Below are 13,720 nucleotides of genomic sequence, written 5' to 3'. Positions count from 1 at the left end.
AATTCTTTAGAATAGTGTTGAAATTGTTGTCCCTTTCTAGCCATAAAAAATCCCCTCCAAGTATAGTGTAACAGCCAAGATATGTTCTTGGGCTTTTTACACTGTCTACTTAGAGGGGATAATATCAGCTGGCGGCTTTTTACTTTTGTCGATGTCGATGACGTTTTTTTAGCATCATTAAAAAACCAAACGGTAGAACACCAAATAAACGCTGTGAAAATGGCAATTTTGTCATCATTTTTTCTTGTTTATGCTCTTTCCGTTCGTCACGTGGTGTATTCATATATTTAATGATTTCCTGTGTCATATATTTTACATAGTCATTTGTTTTCAATGAACACTCACCTCTTCTTGCTTAAAGTGTTACCAAGAAGAGCATGATTTTATACACTGGCTACTCGGGAAATGTCCATTTGATGATTTCACCTGTCTTCCAATCCATCACCAGTTCCCGCTCATCAGCTAAACCATCCTTTGTTTTCACCTTGATTAAAATGCAGACAAGCTTTTTCTTTTGATCGCAACCGATCTGTTTCAGTGTCACACGGCCCTCTTCGGTGTCAACATGGGCTTTTTTCTGCTGATCACAAATACGATTTAATTTGCTTGCAGCTTCACTTACACCAATTCTAAACAACTGCTGTTTTTTATAAAAAGAAATCGTAAGCTCTGTACTTTTTAATTCTTTTTGAAGCCCGATCGACATTGACCCTAGGATCAACAGAAATAATAGAATTGTAGCAAGTACGTGCGGATAGATAAATCCTTTTTCACTTTTCACGTTTTAGGAACCACTCCTTTATAGGTAAAAAAAACGGCTTCATACACCTTACCAGATACATCTGTGACTTCGAGTATTGTTGTTTGCTGAGCCGTTCTTACACGAAATTGTTTTACCTTTTGCAATAAAGGAAGATGCCCTGCCTGATCCATTCGTTTCCGCAGTATCTCTTGATATGGCTCAATTGTTACCACTCGTCCTTGATCGGAGATATACTCTAACGCTTTTCCTTTTTTCACAGCTCCAACAGCCACTGCACGATTTAATTCTTCCTCTAATTGCAATACCGTTTGCTTCCATTCCATATGTGAAAATTGGTTGATTTCTTCAAATGGATGAGCTTTCTCAGCAACAGAAAAGATCAGCACACAGCCAAAACAAAGGATGAGATATAGCTGCATTTGCCACAGCGCTTGAACAAGTGTAAAACCCTGTTCATCGCTTAAAATAACGGAAGCAAATGGTCTGCTTTTTTTGTACTTTGTATGATACACATCCCTTCTGTTGACTCCAATTGAGTTCATATGTGACCTCGCCTCGTTTCTTATTGACGGTTTGCTTTTTACCTTCTATGAAAGCTTCGTTCATATGTTCATGTAAAACTTGGTAAGCTTCAAGTTTTGCTCTTAATTCTTTTTTCCCTATAATTAGTTTTTCATAGGTTGGCATGAGCACAAGAGCTGCAAATAGGAAGATATGGCTTGCAAAAAGCATCTCAATCGTACTAAACCCTCTACTGTTTCTGAACATTGATCCGACCGCTCCCTAAATAGATCGTGAGTTTATATGTTTGACTACCAAATTGAATAATAAGAGACCCACCACTGCTTGGATGTCCGTTTACATTAAAATGGATACCCTGTGAAAATGTAGAATGCTTGATGAAGCCTTTTGTGTGCTGATTAGAAGCAATCACCTTATCACCATTTTGATCGATTACTTCATAGGATACATGTTGCGGATGAATCTCAACCTTCACTCGGGTTTTTTTTATAAAGGCCGTATAAGAAGCAAATTGTAGATCCTGTTTGATGATGTTCACTTGTTTTTTTGCTTCAGCACTTTCTAAAATGTTTGGAACTTTTTCTCCTACAATCGATAAAAGGATAGATAAAACAAGTAAGATCATAAGCTGCTCAATGAGCGTAAATCCCTTCTCATGTGTCATCAATTTATTCATTCTTCACATCGCCATTTTGAATGACAATGGCTTTTCCATTAGGACAAGTTAACCCCTTTTTCACATAGCCTTCTTTTTCTAATTCAGCTAATGATGGCGTCTTTCCGTCATGCTCTAATTCATATGCCATCACCTGTGTACTTACCATTGATTTCAGCCCTTCACAACCCTTTGCTTGAATGCTTTGGTGGTGGCGTGTGATATTTGGAATGGTAATCAATAAAAGAATTGAAATCACGAGCATGACAATTAACATTTCTAACAGCGTAAATCCTTTATCATTCATACATCTGTCCTCCTTCTCACACTTGTTCCATTAGTTGATACATTGGTAAAAGAATAGATAGATACACAATTAGTATGAGGAAAGCTGTCAAACCATATATGGCTGGCTGCAGCCATGAAACCCATTTCTCAATTTTTAACTCTGCATTCTCTAATAAAAATTGACTATAAGTGTACATTTCTCTTGCAAGCATCCCGCTTGCTTCCCCATGCTTGATCACAGCTGCAAAATGTCTTTCAAAAAAAGGAGACCCGCTTACTTGATGTTCCATGGTTTCTCCATTTCTTAAATCTCTAATCATCTGTTCAGATATTTCTTGAAGAAAGGGTAAATAGCTTTGCTGTTTAAAAGCTTGCAAACTTTCGTAAATTGATAATCCAGCTTGTAGAAGTCCGCTTAGCTGAAGAGAAAAAAGATAAGTATGCATCAGTTGCATCCCTTTATATAACATCGGCAGCCTGCTTATGACTCTCAGTTTCTCAAGGGTCGATTTTTTCTTAAAAAAGACATAATAATATCCAGTCAGACAGATACACATACAGGCTATGATGAGCAGGAAAGCATATAGAAATTGAAAGAGTCCAAACATCCCTTGGATCAGCCATGACATGCGGGAATCCATCGATGAGTACAATAGAGAAAATTGAGGGATGATCATCTGCTGAACAAGTATCAGCACAACCAAGACCGTAAAGATGAGGAAAATCGGGTAACGTAACATGCGTTTGAACGTGTCTAACTGAAGGACTTTTTTCTCTAAAAAACGTGAGCTTTGTTCAAGAGCGCGTGCTAGGCTGCCATGCTTCTCTGAAAAACAGAGAATAGCGATGACTTCTCGCTGAAAATGGAGTCTCTCCAATACAACATAAAAAGGCTCCCCTTCAAGCAACAACTGAATGCCTGACGTTAATAGCATCTGTTGTTTCTTCGTTAACTGGATATTCACCATCGTTAATGCATCAATCAATGTATATCCAGCCTGAATCAATTGAGAAAGTTTTGATAGAAATTCAGCTTGATCCTTTCGAGACCATGCTTTAGAGGTTCGCTTCTTCATAAACCCAGCGATGATATGTGTTTTTCGATAAATAGCCTAGTGCCACTCCTTTACGAATTAATCTTTGCAGTGTTTCATATGACGAGTGAGCGTATTCTCCTTTGGCCTCCTTGATACACTCATCAAGCTTCTTTCCATAAAGCAATTCAAATACATTTGTTCGTCTGATCGGTCGATTTAATTTGCAGTAAAGCTGACATGTTTCCCCGCAAAAAGGACACGTCAGTTCAATTAATCGCTGTGCAGCAATTGCGACCATTGTTTGTTCAAGTTCATTCATCGTCACACCAAATTCAATCATTCGGTAAAGGGCACCTTTTGCATTTTTAGCATGCAGTGTACTCATGACCAAATGGCCCGTCAGTGCTGCTCTAATTGCCGTTTTTGCTGTTTCAGCATCTCTTATTTCCCCTAGCACAATCATATCTGGATCATGTCTTAAAATGGCGCGTAAACCAGCTGCATACGTGATGCCTGCTTTTTCATTTACTTGAACTTGTAGCACCTCTTCATTTCTTGTTTCCACAGGGTCTTCAAGTGTAATAATATTTCGATTAAAATGATTTTTTGCAAACTGTATCAATGAATAAAGTGTTGTTGTTTTCCCTGAATTTGTTGGGCCTGTAAATAAAATGAGTCCGTGTGAATGATTGAGAAATGATAATAATCTGGCTGAAGCTTTCGGGAATAACGACAGATATTTTGTTTTTGGCACATGATCCTGTGGTAACATCCTAATCACCAAACTTTCATCATTCACAGTTGGTAATGTAGACATCCGCACAAACACTCGGCCGGTTCTTAGCATAAAAGCCAATGACCCGTTTTGTGGTCTCCTTTTTTCACCGATATCCATGGAGGATAAAAATTTAAAATGAGCAATTAACCTCTCCCCTGTCTTTTTATCAATCTTTCGCTGTTGAATTAAATCTGAGTCTACCCGGAAAGAAACCAAAGCTTCCTTCTCTCTCGGGACAATATGCAAATCAGAAGCCCTCATGTGGCATGCTTCTTCTAGTAGCTCTTGTCCTAAATATTCAATATCATACAACTGGCTCACTCCTTTCTCTGACCATATTGTAAGATGGAGAAACCTGACTGACAAAAGCGTATTTGATGCTTTTAATGCCTGAAAAAGCGTTAAAATCATCAACACATGATGTATTTCAATGAATGTAACAAAAGATCATATCAAAAAACTTGACTTTTACAAGTACAGGTTTTTTCATCATGTTGCTTCTTGCTGCTGCTATTCAAAGATACGGAATCCTCTTTTTTCTAAAGCTTTTGCAAGGCTATGTTCCGTATTTACTTTTGAGAAATCAAGGCCTAGTTTCACAACAGTATGCCTGAAATAATGGTCTCAATTCCTAGAATCTTCTCCATCTGAATACCATTGTATCAATGACTGGCACGCCGGATATATCAATAAATAAATGCGTCAGACGCAGCCTTGAAGCTTGCTCTAGCACGGGCTCCAAAATAATTTTGGCCTTGTACGTATCAATTTCTCCAATCCGCTACATAATCCCGATCTCTTTTGATACTGGAATAACAGGTGCACTCAGTTCTTGGATCATTTCTCTTTGTGCGTTTAACTGATTCAGTGTGACGCGGTCATATTCTTCTGATAAACGCTCGATCATATCATCAAATGTGGAGTGAAAATGCTGTTTCCACCTGCAAACATCTTGAATCACTTCAAGTTCTGTTTCTTGTGTGAATTTCTCAATTCTCGAACAGAAAATGTGCGGAACACCTTAAATTGTCCATAAAGATACCTATATTTCATTTTGCTCCTTTCGCTCCTTTTTCACTTAAAACTAAGGACAAACAAACTTTTATGTATAAATTTGACCGCAGATGGTGAACAATATCATTACACATTTGATATTGGGCTATAGCCAAGTGGTAAGGCAATGGACTTTGACTCCGTGATCGTTGGTTCGAACCCAGCTAGCCCAGTTCAAAAACGAAGACGGCTGAAGCATGTTTCAACTATCTTCGTTTTTGATTAGGACACTGATTGATGAATCGTTTTCTTTTTTGAGATTTTTATGAGTTCCCCAGGATTATAGCCAATAACTAATTTATTCCCATCAATGATGATCGGTCTCCTGAGTAACTTTGGTTTTTCAATGAGAAGCCGAAGGACTTCGTTTACTTTTAAATCATTAATATTTAAATTTAGACTTTTAAATGCTTGGCTTCGCGTTGCTAAAATTTCATCCAATCCCTCTGTTGTTAAGGAAAGAATCTTTTTTAATTCATCTAGCGTTGGCGTTTCTCTGAAAAGGTGACGCTCTTTAAAATCAATTTGGTTCACCTTTAACCAATGTTTTGTTTTGCGGCAAGACGTGCAGCTTGGGTATGAATAAAAAGTAATGTCACTCATTAGTCTTCCTCCTTAGGTGTTAACCTCTTCTCTTATAAAGTAAGTACCCTCATGTATTTGGGCATAAACACTTTTTATCAATTTTCAAATTTTCTCCTCTTGCTAAATAAATGTTCACAAGATATCAAAAATGTAAATGTTTACATAACAAGTGACTATCAGCTATAATATGAATCAAAGGGGTTTTTTAAGGGGAGGAAAAGAAATGAATCGCATGTTCCGAGTGCTTGGCTTTTGGACGGGTATTTTTGCTGTCATGTTCTATTTAGGACATATGAAAGATGCATCCTTACTGTTCTTCGGTCAAACCGTTCTTTTTGTATTTTTATCCTACTTGAATTTATCTGAAAGAATGTATATTTACATTTTCGGAGCGTACTTGACAATTTTCTTTGCCGGATTTACATATTATTCGATTTTCATCATGGTTCCCGGTACCGGACATTAATAGAAAAAAGCATCTCTTCTTATAGAGATGCTTTTTTCATGCCTGTGTTTAAAGTGAAAATCCATTAATAAACGGATTTTGCTCCTGCTCTGTCAAAACAGTCGTTTCCTCCCCATGTCCACTTAAAACAAGGGTTGATTCTGGCAATGATAACAATTTGTCATGAATCGATTGAAGCAATACTTCCTGACTGCCTCCCACTAAATCTGTTCTCCCAATGCCGCCTTGAAATAATGTGTCACCAGAGATGACAAATCCTTCTTGCTTCGAATAGTAAGACACACTGCCTGGTGAATGCCCGGGTGTATGGAACATTTCCAATGTAAACGATCCGATTTGGAGTGTTCCTTCTGACGTAATCAGTTTTTCAGCTTTTTTGACAGTAATTCCATTTTTAATCAATCGAGCTGAACCGTTTAACTCAGCATTCGTAAGCCATTCTTTTTCCTCTTCATGTACATATAGTGGCAATCCCCATTTTGCGCGCACCTCATCTGCCGCACCAATATGATCAAAATGGGCATGTGTCAGTAAGATAGCGAGCGGTGTTAGCTTTTTTTCTTTCACATAGGAAATCAGCTTTTGTGCTTCACCGCCCGGATCAAAAATTAAGCATTCCCTCTGCTTATTTGTCCAAATATATGCATTCGCTTGTACATAGCCTAGTGGCATTCTTCTCCAATTCATTTTCATCACCTACTTTATTCATTCTTTTTTATTATGAAGGCTATTCGATAAAAATTCAAACAATCGTCAACTTGAATCTACTCGACAAGATTTATGAAAACGGTTAAAATGAAAAGAAAGGAAATCAAGGGGATTGATGACAAAGGGGGACTTTCATATGATACTCGTCATTATTTTTGGTCTAGTCACGATTTTAGCTGCTCTCGGCATCTATCGCTCACTCAAAAAAGTGAACGTACTTGCCATCGCTTTTGCTGGCGCTACATTTTTGGTTTTTGGATGGTTTACCGTCATGACCATCATCTATAGCGGTTATCCAACTGCACATTAAAAGCCTGCATATATCGGGCCATTAAATTGTTGACAAAGGGCTAAAATCGTCTTATTTAGCCCTTTGTCTTCCGTTCAGCGTGATAGAAAACAGAAAACCCTTGAAGTCTAGGAAGGACGAGCACCGGAGCGGAGCAAATGACATATTCGTGAGCACCGGCACGCAGAACTGACAACGAATGCGAGGGTTTGACTTCACGCTGAAAGCCTGTAAATAGCAGGCTTTTTTTATTGATTTAAGTGTTTATTCACACTTTCTAATTTGCTTGTCAGGGTTGTGGTTTGATCCCTTCTGTCATCTATGCGGATATTGGTTGCTACTCGGTGTAATCCCTTTTCAAAAGGTGCTTCATGGATTCGTTGAATGACCTCGAACAAAACGGATAATTCACCTTCAATTAACGTATTCATTGGCGTTAACTGATATTTGATTTTCCCTTCTTGTTGAAATCCTTCTAAAATCTTTTGTACATCTGCTACATATACACTCACGCTTGGTGTATCTGTGCCTATTGGAATGATGGTGACATCTGCAATGGCCATGTTTCTTGCTCCTTTCAATCAAAACCTCATTTTTACTCCTCATTGTAAATGATTCAAAAAAGCCATCCTCACACCACAGTAACCGTCACAAGCCGTATGACATGATTTTCTGATTGGATGGTTGCATTCGCTTTTTGTATCACGTACGGCTCAACGATCGCTTGAGGGACAAAACTGACCGCAATAAAAAACGTGTCCCTATTGCTCCTTTCCCGCCTAGCACTAAAAAAAGCCACAAGATGGCGTTAAAAGAGAAACAATTAAGAGAAATTTTGCACATTTTAGAAACAAATAAGTAAGTGAAATTTCTTTTCCACAGGCTTTGAGCACTCAATGATCGACATCTTCCCAAATACATATCCTTTTTTTACATCTACTTCTTTCACAATAACTTACAAGGGGGCATTCTCAAGCAGTTCCACGCTGCCTTTATTGACCATAAGAGATTGAATTGATTTATTTTTAACATTTACACGCTTCCCATAATAACCGTTTTGTTTTTTCATAAATCGAATCAAATTGATTCATTGAAAGAGGATTCTTCCCCAGGCCAAGTTCCACTGTGTAGCCCTCACTTTGAAATTGATATATAAACCAATCACGATAGCCTGCATAGCTATCAAGATATTGAATTGGTTTGTAACCGCTCACCCGTTCTAATCGTTCGACTGTTTCTTTTGACATTACCGGTTCGTGACCGAGAAAGCCCCAGTATATCTCTTCTCCTTGTGTATGAAGGGCGATCAGCCTGTCAAAGCGCTTGCGTAACGCAAGATTTGCCATCGCTTTGGCTTCTGGTTCCGTTAACGGCTGATGTCCAGGAAAATCCCTATAAGACGGAGCCTTCGGCTGATTACGATAGTATTCAATTTCCCAATAGGCAGGAAATTGATTGTTTAAATCAACACCTCGAATATTCGCCTTCCATTCTTGATAATCAGAAAACCCACCATTCAGCGGTCTAAACTCTTCATCGCTTAGACCTAGTGATTCTGGACCATTGCGAACCAAATCCACTCCATCTGGATTGACCATTGGCACAATAGATAAAGCCGTGGTTTGCAGTATACGTACCGCTTCATCATGTCTTGCTTGCACTGGATCACACGCTGCTAAACAAAGTGATTTCAGCCATTTTAATAAAACAGATGTGGTGATCCATTCATTTGCATGAAAAGAGGCATTAAGATGAATAGAATGTAAATACTGAACAGGCTCTGTACGGATTTCATAAATAGGAGTATCGAGCACTGAATGACCAATCACATTGATATGAAGAAAAGGAAAAACGGCCTTCAATTGTCTTAGCTCCTCCTCTAAGGCAGCACTATCATATTCATATGGTCCATTCATCCAATCATCTGATTGCTGCAACCGATGAGGCGCAATGAATCCCTTCATAAGACTTATAGAATGAAATGCATGTGTTCCTTCCGGGAGTCTATATCCTGGTAAAAAAAGAAGATTGGCACTTGTTTGATTGGATAAATGGAAAGCTGCGTCCCCTATGCCAAGCCGTTTTGCCACATCATCTATCTTGACATCTTTCAGCTGCCATTTAATTTTTCCAAACGATGTTGTCTTCATTTACATCCCCCCCTCTCATACTATATGAGTTAATATGCAAAAAAGAAAACCTCCGCTTTTAAATAACGGAGGGTTTTCTCATAGATTAGGATGCCTTTTTCAGCTTAACTTCATCTTCTTTTTCCGACGGTGAATGGTCCGAGCTATTCCTGTCATAAAATCTAAGGAGATCCCCATAAATAATTTGATCAGAGAATTGAAGCTCTTGCTTTGCCTTTTCTTCATAAGGCTGACAAACGGTTTTATCATCTCTTGGCTCGCCCGTTGCTTTATTGTAACAAACACCATCTGTGAAAATGCTGTCCTTCGTAATAAAGCTTCCATCACGAAGAACAGTGAAGTCATTCGTATCTTTTGATAAAAGATCATGACCGAATTGAATTTCCTTACTTGTATCAATCCCTAGAAGATTCAACAATGTTGGACGAATATCCACCTGCCCGCCAACCGTATCAATTTCTTTCGGATTCTTATCAGTTATACCTGGAATATGAACCAAAAATGGCACTTTTTGAAGCTGAACTTCTTCAAATGGGGTAATCTCTTTGTTTAAGAATTGCCCCATTGCTTCATTGTGGTTTTCTGAGATTCCGTAGTGATCTCCATATAAAACAAAAATGGAGTTATCGTACAAACCTGTTTCCTTCATCTTTTCAAAGAAAAGCTTAAGTGCCTCATCTTGATATCGTACTGTAGGGAAGAACTTATTTAACGTTTTGCTCTTCGAATCATATTCATCAATCAGCTTATCTTCTTCGTCTAGATCAAACGGAAAGTGATTCGTTAATGTAATCAATCTCGTATAGAAAGGCTGCGGTAAAGACTTCATCAATTCAGCTGACTGTTCGAAGAACGGACCATCTTTTAGTCCCCATCCAACTGAGTTCTCTTCATTCACATCAAATGATTTAATATCAAAGAACTTGTCGTAGCCAAAGCTATCATAGATCAAATCACGGTTCCAGAAGCTTTTGTTATTCGCATGAAGGATAGAAGAATGGTAGCCCTCATCCTTTAACAGCTCAGGTGTAGCTGTATAATCATTATTTGGGTTTGTAAAGAACACAGCCCCTCTTCCAAGTGGATAGAGAGAATTATCTACAATAAACTCTGAGTCAGATGTTTTGCCTTGACCTGTTTGATGATAGAAATTGTTGAAATTGTAACTTTTCTTGATTAATGAGTTCAAAAATGGGGTAATCTCTTTCCCATTCAGTTTTTCATTAATGACAAAGCTCTGAGTAGACTCAAGGGATACAAGAATGACATTTCGCCCTTTTGCTTGACCAAACGTCTTTTCATTGCGGTCTGTTTGATTGGCACTTACATAGTTTTCAATTTCAGTTAAGCTATTGCTGTCAGCAAGTGCTCGTTGTGCGGATTGCTTCGATTGCAAAATTCCATCATAAATATGGAAGTTATATAAGCTGATATTTTTCACTAGCATCTCACGATCAAATGAACGAGTTAGCAATTCTGGTCTTTCAGTCTCAGCCAAACCGAGGTTAAAGAAGAAAATGGCTGCAACAAATAAATAATATACTGCTCGTTCCTTTCGTGAAATCATGACATCCGTTCTAAAGGATGGCTGTTTTTTATATAGCCAAATTAAAATGATAATATCAACGAACATCAGAAAATCTACTGGTTCAATTAAAGTGGTAATACTTGACCCAAGGTCACCCATATTATTTGTTTGAAATAGGACGGGGATGGTAAGAAAATCACTATAGAATCGATAAAATACAATGTTGGCTAACAAAATCAATGTCAGGATAAAACTCATCACGATGATATATCGATTGCGATTTTTTTCTTTCAAAAATAAACCGATACCGAAGATAAACAAGAGAAAGCTAAGCGGATTAATAAACAGGATAAACTCCTGCATGAAATTTTCAATTTTGATATTGAAGCTAGATTTATAGATAACATAGGTTTTGACCCACATTAGCAATGTCGCAATCAGTAAAAATGAAATCGCCTTTAATCTTTTCTTTCGCATTGTAACCTCCTTATGCTAAAACGCACACAGGTTAGGGACATGCCCTAATGATTGGTGCTTCTTCGAAAATAACTAAAGTATATCTTATCCTGTCTGTGCTGGAAAATCAATGTCTTTTTCCCCATGACAAACTTATGAATATGCTAAACATTCAATTTCATGCCCATATATCGCTTTTTTAATAAAAATGACATCATTATGACATTTTTGTTGAAGACACCCACTTGTTGCGTGCCATCCATGCACCGCCAATGACGCCTGCATCATTTCCAAGTGATGCAATCACAACTTCTACATCTTCAGCACAAGGCGGGAATGCATGATGTTTGACCACACGCTCTACTTTACTGCGAAGAAGCTCTCCTGCTTTAGAAACACCGCCACCGATGACGATTTTTGTTGGGTTTAAAGCACTGGCAAGATTCGCTAGTACAAGTCCAAGATGTGTTGTCACTTCTTCTACAACACGCATTCCAAGATCATCTTCGTTATTTGCCGCCTCAAATACAGCCTTAGCAGACAGCGAAGTGAGTGTGCTGAGTGAAGAAGTATGTTGCTCTGTTTCTAATTTATCCTTTGCAAGCCGAACAATGCCGGTTGCAGATGCAATGGTTTCAATACAGCCCGTTCTTCCGCAGTTACACGGTGCTCCCTGAAATGGAACTGCACAAACATGTCCAATTTCTCCGCCAGCACCTGTTTCACCTTGAACGACTTCTCCATTCACAATGATGCCGCCCCCTACACCTGTGCCTAGTGTAACCATGAGAATATTTTTAGCACCATCTCCTGCACCTTTCCACATTTCACCGAGTGCAGCCATGTTTGCATCATTTTCGATGACAGATGGAAGTCCCGTCTCTGCCTCTAAGTGATCTTTCAAAGGATAGTTTGTCCAGCCCAAATTCGTTGTTTTATAGACAATTCCGGATACTTTATCGATTGGTCCAGGTGCCCCCATTCCTATACCAATGAGAGTCGATTTTGGCAAACTGATCTCAGCCAGCTTATGGTCAATTGATTTGGCAATATCAACTGTGATCGTCTGACCAGATTTATCCGTAGGAATCTCCCACTTATGCTGAATTTCACCATAGAGATTAATAAACGCAAGCTTAATTGTCGTACCACCAAGATCAACACCTACAAACAAATCCCCTGTCATATACACTCCCACCTTCACATGGTTTTTCGATTTAATTTGGCTAGCTCCATTTGAAGAATGGTCATTGCGTTAGACCATTCGGTCCGGTCTATCATTCCCGATGTATACATTTCCTTCAACTCATCCGCCATAAATTCTAATTCCACTTCACGATCTCCGAAATACACATAATTTCCAAATCTCATGAGCAGTTGCTGTACATCATATAACGTTTTCATTAATTTTCACCATTTCTTTAAATCAACAGATAGGATAAGCGTATTCATAAATACACTTTCAGTCAAGTGATTTAACGTGTTTGCGTGTTTTCAATATATTGCTTCAGCTTTAAAAATTGATCATTTTGAGGATCTTGCTTTAACGCGTCTTCAATTCGTTCTTCTGCTTTCACTGTATCCCCTTTTTTTTTGCATATACCAATGACAAATGATACAGTTTATTCGGTTCATTTGGATCTTTTTCAAGCGACTTTTGAGCTGCGCTTCAGAGAGTGCATAAATATGAAGTGTAAGACTATCTATAACATTCATACGCGCTCCATTTTTTACATTATTATAACAAGAATCGTTGTTATACGCATTTCTGAACAAAAAAATCCCGGCTTTTGCGGGATTAAAATGCTTGGCGAATAAATTTCGTCCGAAAATATGGGATTTTGACCAGCCACTTAATTAAAAAGTGACGCACTTGGTTTTGACCTAATATTAAATTCATGAGCCGATAACGATTTTGCACAAGTACAAACGCAAACAGTGTGAACACAATGCTCCAAATCATTTTATTCATGATATTCCCTCCTATGTTTGTATCGTGGCTTAAATAGGATTGGTTTATGCATGAACATCCTTTTTTGTCGACAAGCGATCATCTTGAGATTTACTTTGCTTTTGTGATGCATTATCAACACAAAAAGTCCGCTCTTCATGTGAAAGTGGTCTTATCCCTGTCAAGTAGACAATTATAAAAAGCCTAACCTGCCAGTGTGTGACGGTATTCTACCGGAGCACACTGGTTTAATTTTTTCTGGAATCGATCATGATTATAGAATTGAATGTAATCTTCTATGCTTTTATGAAGCTCTTTTTCCGTTTGACACGAAGAAAAGTAAGTGTTCTCTGTTTTGAGATGTGAGAAAAATGATTCGATACAGGCATTATCTAGGCAGTTTCCCCTTCGGGAATGACTGCCCTTCAAACCAACGTTTTCTAGTCGCTTTTGATATGCTTTTGTTGTGTATTGGAATCCTTGATCTGAAT

Annotated in this window: 19 protein-coding genes, 1 tRNA gene and 1 pseudogene; 3 read left to right on the top strand and 18 right to left on the bottom strand. The window is 38.3% G+C overall.

All coding sequences use genetic code 11. From position 1 onward, the window contains the following. Positions 1-139 precede the first annotated feature (139 nt). From WAX46_RS14485 to WAX46_RS14445, 9 genes and pseudogenes are all read right to left on the bottom strand, one after another. A complete protein-coding gene (locus tag WAX46_RS14485; protein WP_226569941.1) occupies positions 140-334 on the bottom strand; it encodes a YqzE family protein in 195 nt (64 codons plus the stop codon). A gap of 60 nt (positions 335-394) precedes the next feature. Then, positions 395-781 carry a competence type IV pilus minor pilin ComGG gene (locus tag WAX46_RS14480; RefSeq protein ID WP_226569939.1) on the bottom strand — a complete coding sequence of 129 codons (387 nt, stop codon included), beginning with the start codon at positions 779-781 and terminating at the stop codon, positions 395-397. Next, entirely contained in the window at positions 778-1,305 is a 528-nt protein-coding gene (gene comGF, locus WAX46_RS14475; RefSeq protein ID WP_336494242.1) for a competence type IV pilus minor pilin ComGF, read from the bottom strand. Before comGF ends, WAX46_RS14480 begins: the two co-directional genes overlap by 4 nt. Further along, positions 1,217-1,495: a type II secretion system protein gene (locus WAX46_RS14470; RefSeq protein WP_336494243.1), complete on the bottom strand. Its 279-nt coding sequence runs from the start codon at positions 1,493-1,495 to the stop codon at positions 1,217-1,219. Before WAX46_RS14470 ends, comGF begins: the two co-directional genes overlap by 89 nt. Before the next feature lie 19 nt (positions 1,496-1,514). Beyond that, positions 1,515-1,961 carry a competence type IV pilus minor pilin ComGD gene (gene comGD, locus WAX46_RS14465; RefSeq protein WP_226569934.1) on the bottom strand — a complete coding sequence of 149 codons (447 nt, stop codon included), beginning with the start codon at positions 1,959-1,961 and terminating at the stop codon, positions 1,515-1,517. Beyond that, a complete protein-coding gene (gene comGC, locus WAX46_RS14460; protein ID WP_226569933.1) occupies positions 1,954-2,247 on the bottom strand; it encodes a competence type IV pilus major pilin ComGC in 294 nt (97 codons plus the stop codon). The genes comGD and comGC overlap by 8 nt, the downstream gene beginning before the upstream one ends. Positions 2,248-2,263: 16 nt before the next feature. Then, the gene (gene comGB, locus WAX46_RS14455) at positions 2,264-3,304 is read right to left on the bottom strand and encodes a competence type IV pilus assembly protein ComGB (RefSeq protein WP_336494241.1); all 1,041 of its coding nucleotides are present in this window, start codon (positions 3,302-3,304) and stop codon (positions 2,264-2,266) included. Then, positions 3,285-4,355, bottom strand: coding sequence for a competence type IV pilus ATPase ComGA (comGA, locus tag WAX46_RS14450; RefSeq protein ID WP_226569928.1), 1,071 nt, complete (start codon positions 4,353-4,355; stop codon positions 3,285-3,287). Before comGA ends, comGB begins: the two co-directional genes overlap by 20 nt. 198 nt (positions 4,356-4,553) lie before the next feature. Further along, positions 4,554-5,081, bottom strand: a pseudogene (locus tag WAX46_RS14445) (STAS domain-containing protein); the annotation flags it as partial. A gap of 117 nt (positions 5,082-5,198) precedes the next feature. On the opposite strand from WAX46_RS14445, the gene WAX46_RS14440 reads away from it, so the two are divergent. After that, a tRNA-Gln gene (locus WAX46_RS14440) sits at positions 5,199-5,269 on the top strand. A gap of 49 nt (positions 5,270-5,318) precedes the next feature. Here the strand turns inward: WAX46_RS14440 and WAX46_RS14435 are convergent. Further along, a complete protein-coding gene (locus WAX46_RS14435; protein ID WP_226569926.1) occupies positions 5,319-5,699 on the bottom strand; it encodes a Spx/MgsR family RNA polymerase-binding regulatory protein in 381 nt (126 codons plus the stop codon). 205 nt (positions 5,700-5,904) lie between these two features. Here WAX46_RS14435 and WAX46_RS14430 point away from each other — a divergent pair, with 205 nt between their 5' ends. After that, the gene (locus WAX46_RS14430) at positions 5,905-6,147 is read left to right on the top strand and encodes a DUF2626 domain-containing protein (RefSeq protein WP_003217440.1); all 243 of its coding nucleotides are present in this window, start codon (positions 5,905-5,907) and stop codon (positions 6,145-6,147) included. Between the two features lie 48 nt (positions 6,148-6,195). Here WAX46_RS14430 and WAX46_RS14425 read toward each other — a convergent pair whose 3' ends face one another. Next, positions 6,196-6,834: an MBL fold metallo-hydrolase gene (locus WAX46_RS14425; RefSeq protein ID WP_226569924.1), complete on the bottom strand. Its 639-nt coding sequence runs from the start codon at positions 6,832-6,834 to the stop codon at positions 6,196-6,198. A 157-nt stretch (positions 6,835-6,991) separates the two neighbouring features. On the opposite strand from WAX46_RS14425, the gene WAX46_RS14420 reads away from it, so the two are divergent. Next, positions 6,992-7,165: a DUF2759 domain-containing protein gene (locus WAX46_RS14420; protein ID WP_336494240.1), complete on the top strand. Its 174-nt coding sequence runs from the start codon at positions 6,992-6,994 to the stop codon at positions 7,163-7,165. Positions 7,166-7,392: 227 nt separating this feature from the next. On the opposite strand, the gene WAX46_RS14415 is transcribed toward WAX46_RS14420, so the two are convergent. The 7 genes from WAX46_RS14415 to WAX46_RS14385 form a co-directional block, all read right to left on the bottom strand. Continuing rightward, positions 7,393-7,707, bottom strand: coding sequence for an MTH1187 family thiamine-binding protein (locus tag WAX46_RS14415; protein ID WP_226569920.1), 315 nt, complete (start codon positions 7,705-7,707; stop codon positions 7,393-7,395). A 462-nt stretch (positions 7,708-8,169) separates the two neighbouring features. Beyond that, complete coding sequence (locus WAX46_RS14410) at positions 8,170-9,294, bottom strand: M14 family metallopeptidase (RefSeq protein ID WP_226569917.1); 1,125 nt, start codon at positions 9,292-9,294, stop codon at positions 8,170-8,172. An 85-nt stretch (positions 9,295-9,379) separates the two neighbouring features. After that, positions 9,380-11,299, bottom strand: a complete 1,920-nt coding sequence (locus WAX46_RS14405) for an LTA synthase family protein (RefSeq protein WP_226569915.1) — start codon at positions 11,297-11,299, stop codon at positions 9,380-9,382. 196 nt (positions 11,300-11,495) lie between these two features. Then, a complete protein-coding gene (locus WAX46_RS14400; protein WP_226569913.1) occupies positions 11,496-12,464 on the bottom strand; it encodes an ROK family glucokinase in 969 nt (322 codons plus the stop codon). A 14-nt stretch (positions 12,465-12,478) separates the two neighbouring features. Next, positions 12,479-12,682, bottom strand: coding sequence for a YqgQ family protein (locus WAX46_RS14395; protein ID WP_226569911.1), 204 nt, complete (start codon positions 12,680-12,682; stop codon positions 12,479-12,481). Positions 12,683-13,076: 394 nt separating this feature from the next. Further along, on the bottom strand, positions 13,077-13,250 hold the full coding sequence (locus WAX46_RS14390) for a hypothetical protein (RefSeq protein WP_226569909.1): 174 nt from the start codon (positions 13,248-13,250) through the stop codon (positions 13,077-13,079). 183 nt (positions 13,251-13,433) lie between these two features. Beyond that, the coding region (locus WAX46_RS14385) for an IS3 family transposase (protein WP_336493564.1) at positions 13,434-13,720 on the bottom strand (287 nt) is incomplete at its 5' end.

The organism is Bacillus sp. FJAT-53060, assembly GCF_037104745.1.
Classification (GTDB): Bacteria; Bacillota; Bacilli; order Bacillales; family Bacillaceae; genus Bacillus; species Bacillus stratosphericus_B.
The sequence above is the reverse complement of the archived record's forward strand: the minus strand, read 5'-3'. Positions and strand labels throughout refer to the sequence as shown.

Coding starts and splice junctions, on each gene's coding strand:
- comGF (WP_336494242.1), bottom strand. CDS start 1,305: ATGAACTCAATTGGAGTCAACAGAAGGGATGTGTATCATACAAAGTAC.
- WAX46_RS14470 (WP_336494243.1), bottom strand. CDS start 1,495: ATGCTTTTTGCAAGCCATATCTTCCTATTTGCAGCTCTTGTGCTCATG.
- comGD (WP_226569934.1), bottom strand. CDS start 1,961: ATGAATAAATTGATGACACATGAGAAGGGATTTACGCTCATTGAGCAG.
- comGC (WP_226569933.1), bottom strand. CDS start 2,247: ATGAATGATAAAGGATTTACGCTGTTAGAAATGTTAATTGTCATGCTC.
- comGB (WP_336494241.1), bottom strand. CDS start 3,304: ATGAAGAAGCGAACCTCTAAAGCATGGTCTCGAAAGGATCAAGCTGAA.
- WAX46_RS14435 (WP_226569926.1), bottom strand. CDS start 5,699: ATGAGTGACATTACTTTTTATTCATACCCAAGCTGCACGTCTTGCCGC.
- WAX46_RS14430 (WP_003217440.1), top strand. CDS start 5,905: ATGAATCGCATGTTCCGAGTGCTTGGCTTTTGGACGGGTATTTTTGCT.
- WAX46_RS14425 (WP_226569924.1), bottom strand. CDS start 6,834: ATGAATTGGAGAAGAATGCCACTAGGCTATGTACAAGCGAATGCATAT.
- WAX46_RS14420 (WP_336494240.1), top strand. CDS start 6,992: ATGATACTCGTCATTATTTTTGGTCTAGTCACGATTTTAGCTGCTCTC.
- WAX46_RS14415 (WP_226569920.1), bottom strand. CDS start 7,707: ATGGCCATTGCAGATGTCACCATCATTCCAATAGGCACAGATACACCA.
- WAX46_RS14410 (WP_226569917.1), bottom strand. CDS start 9,294: ATGAAGACAACATCGTTTGGAAAAATTAAATGGCAGCTGAAAGATGTC.
- WAX46_RS14405 (WP_226569915.1), bottom strand. CDS start 11,299: ATGCGAAAGAAAAGATTAAAGGCGATTTCATTTTTACTGATTGCGACA.
- WAX46_RS14400 (WP_226569913.1), bottom strand. CDS start 12,464: ATGACAGGGGATTTGTTTGTAGGTGTTGATCTTGGTGGTACGACAATT.
- WAX46_RS14395 (WP_226569911.1), bottom strand. CDS start 12,682: ATGAAAACGTTATATGATGTACAGCAACTGCTCATGAGATTTGGAAAT.
- WAX46_RS14390 (WP_226569909.1), bottom strand. CDS start 13,250: ATGAATAAAATGATTTGGAGCATTGTGTTCACACTGTTTGCGTTTGTA.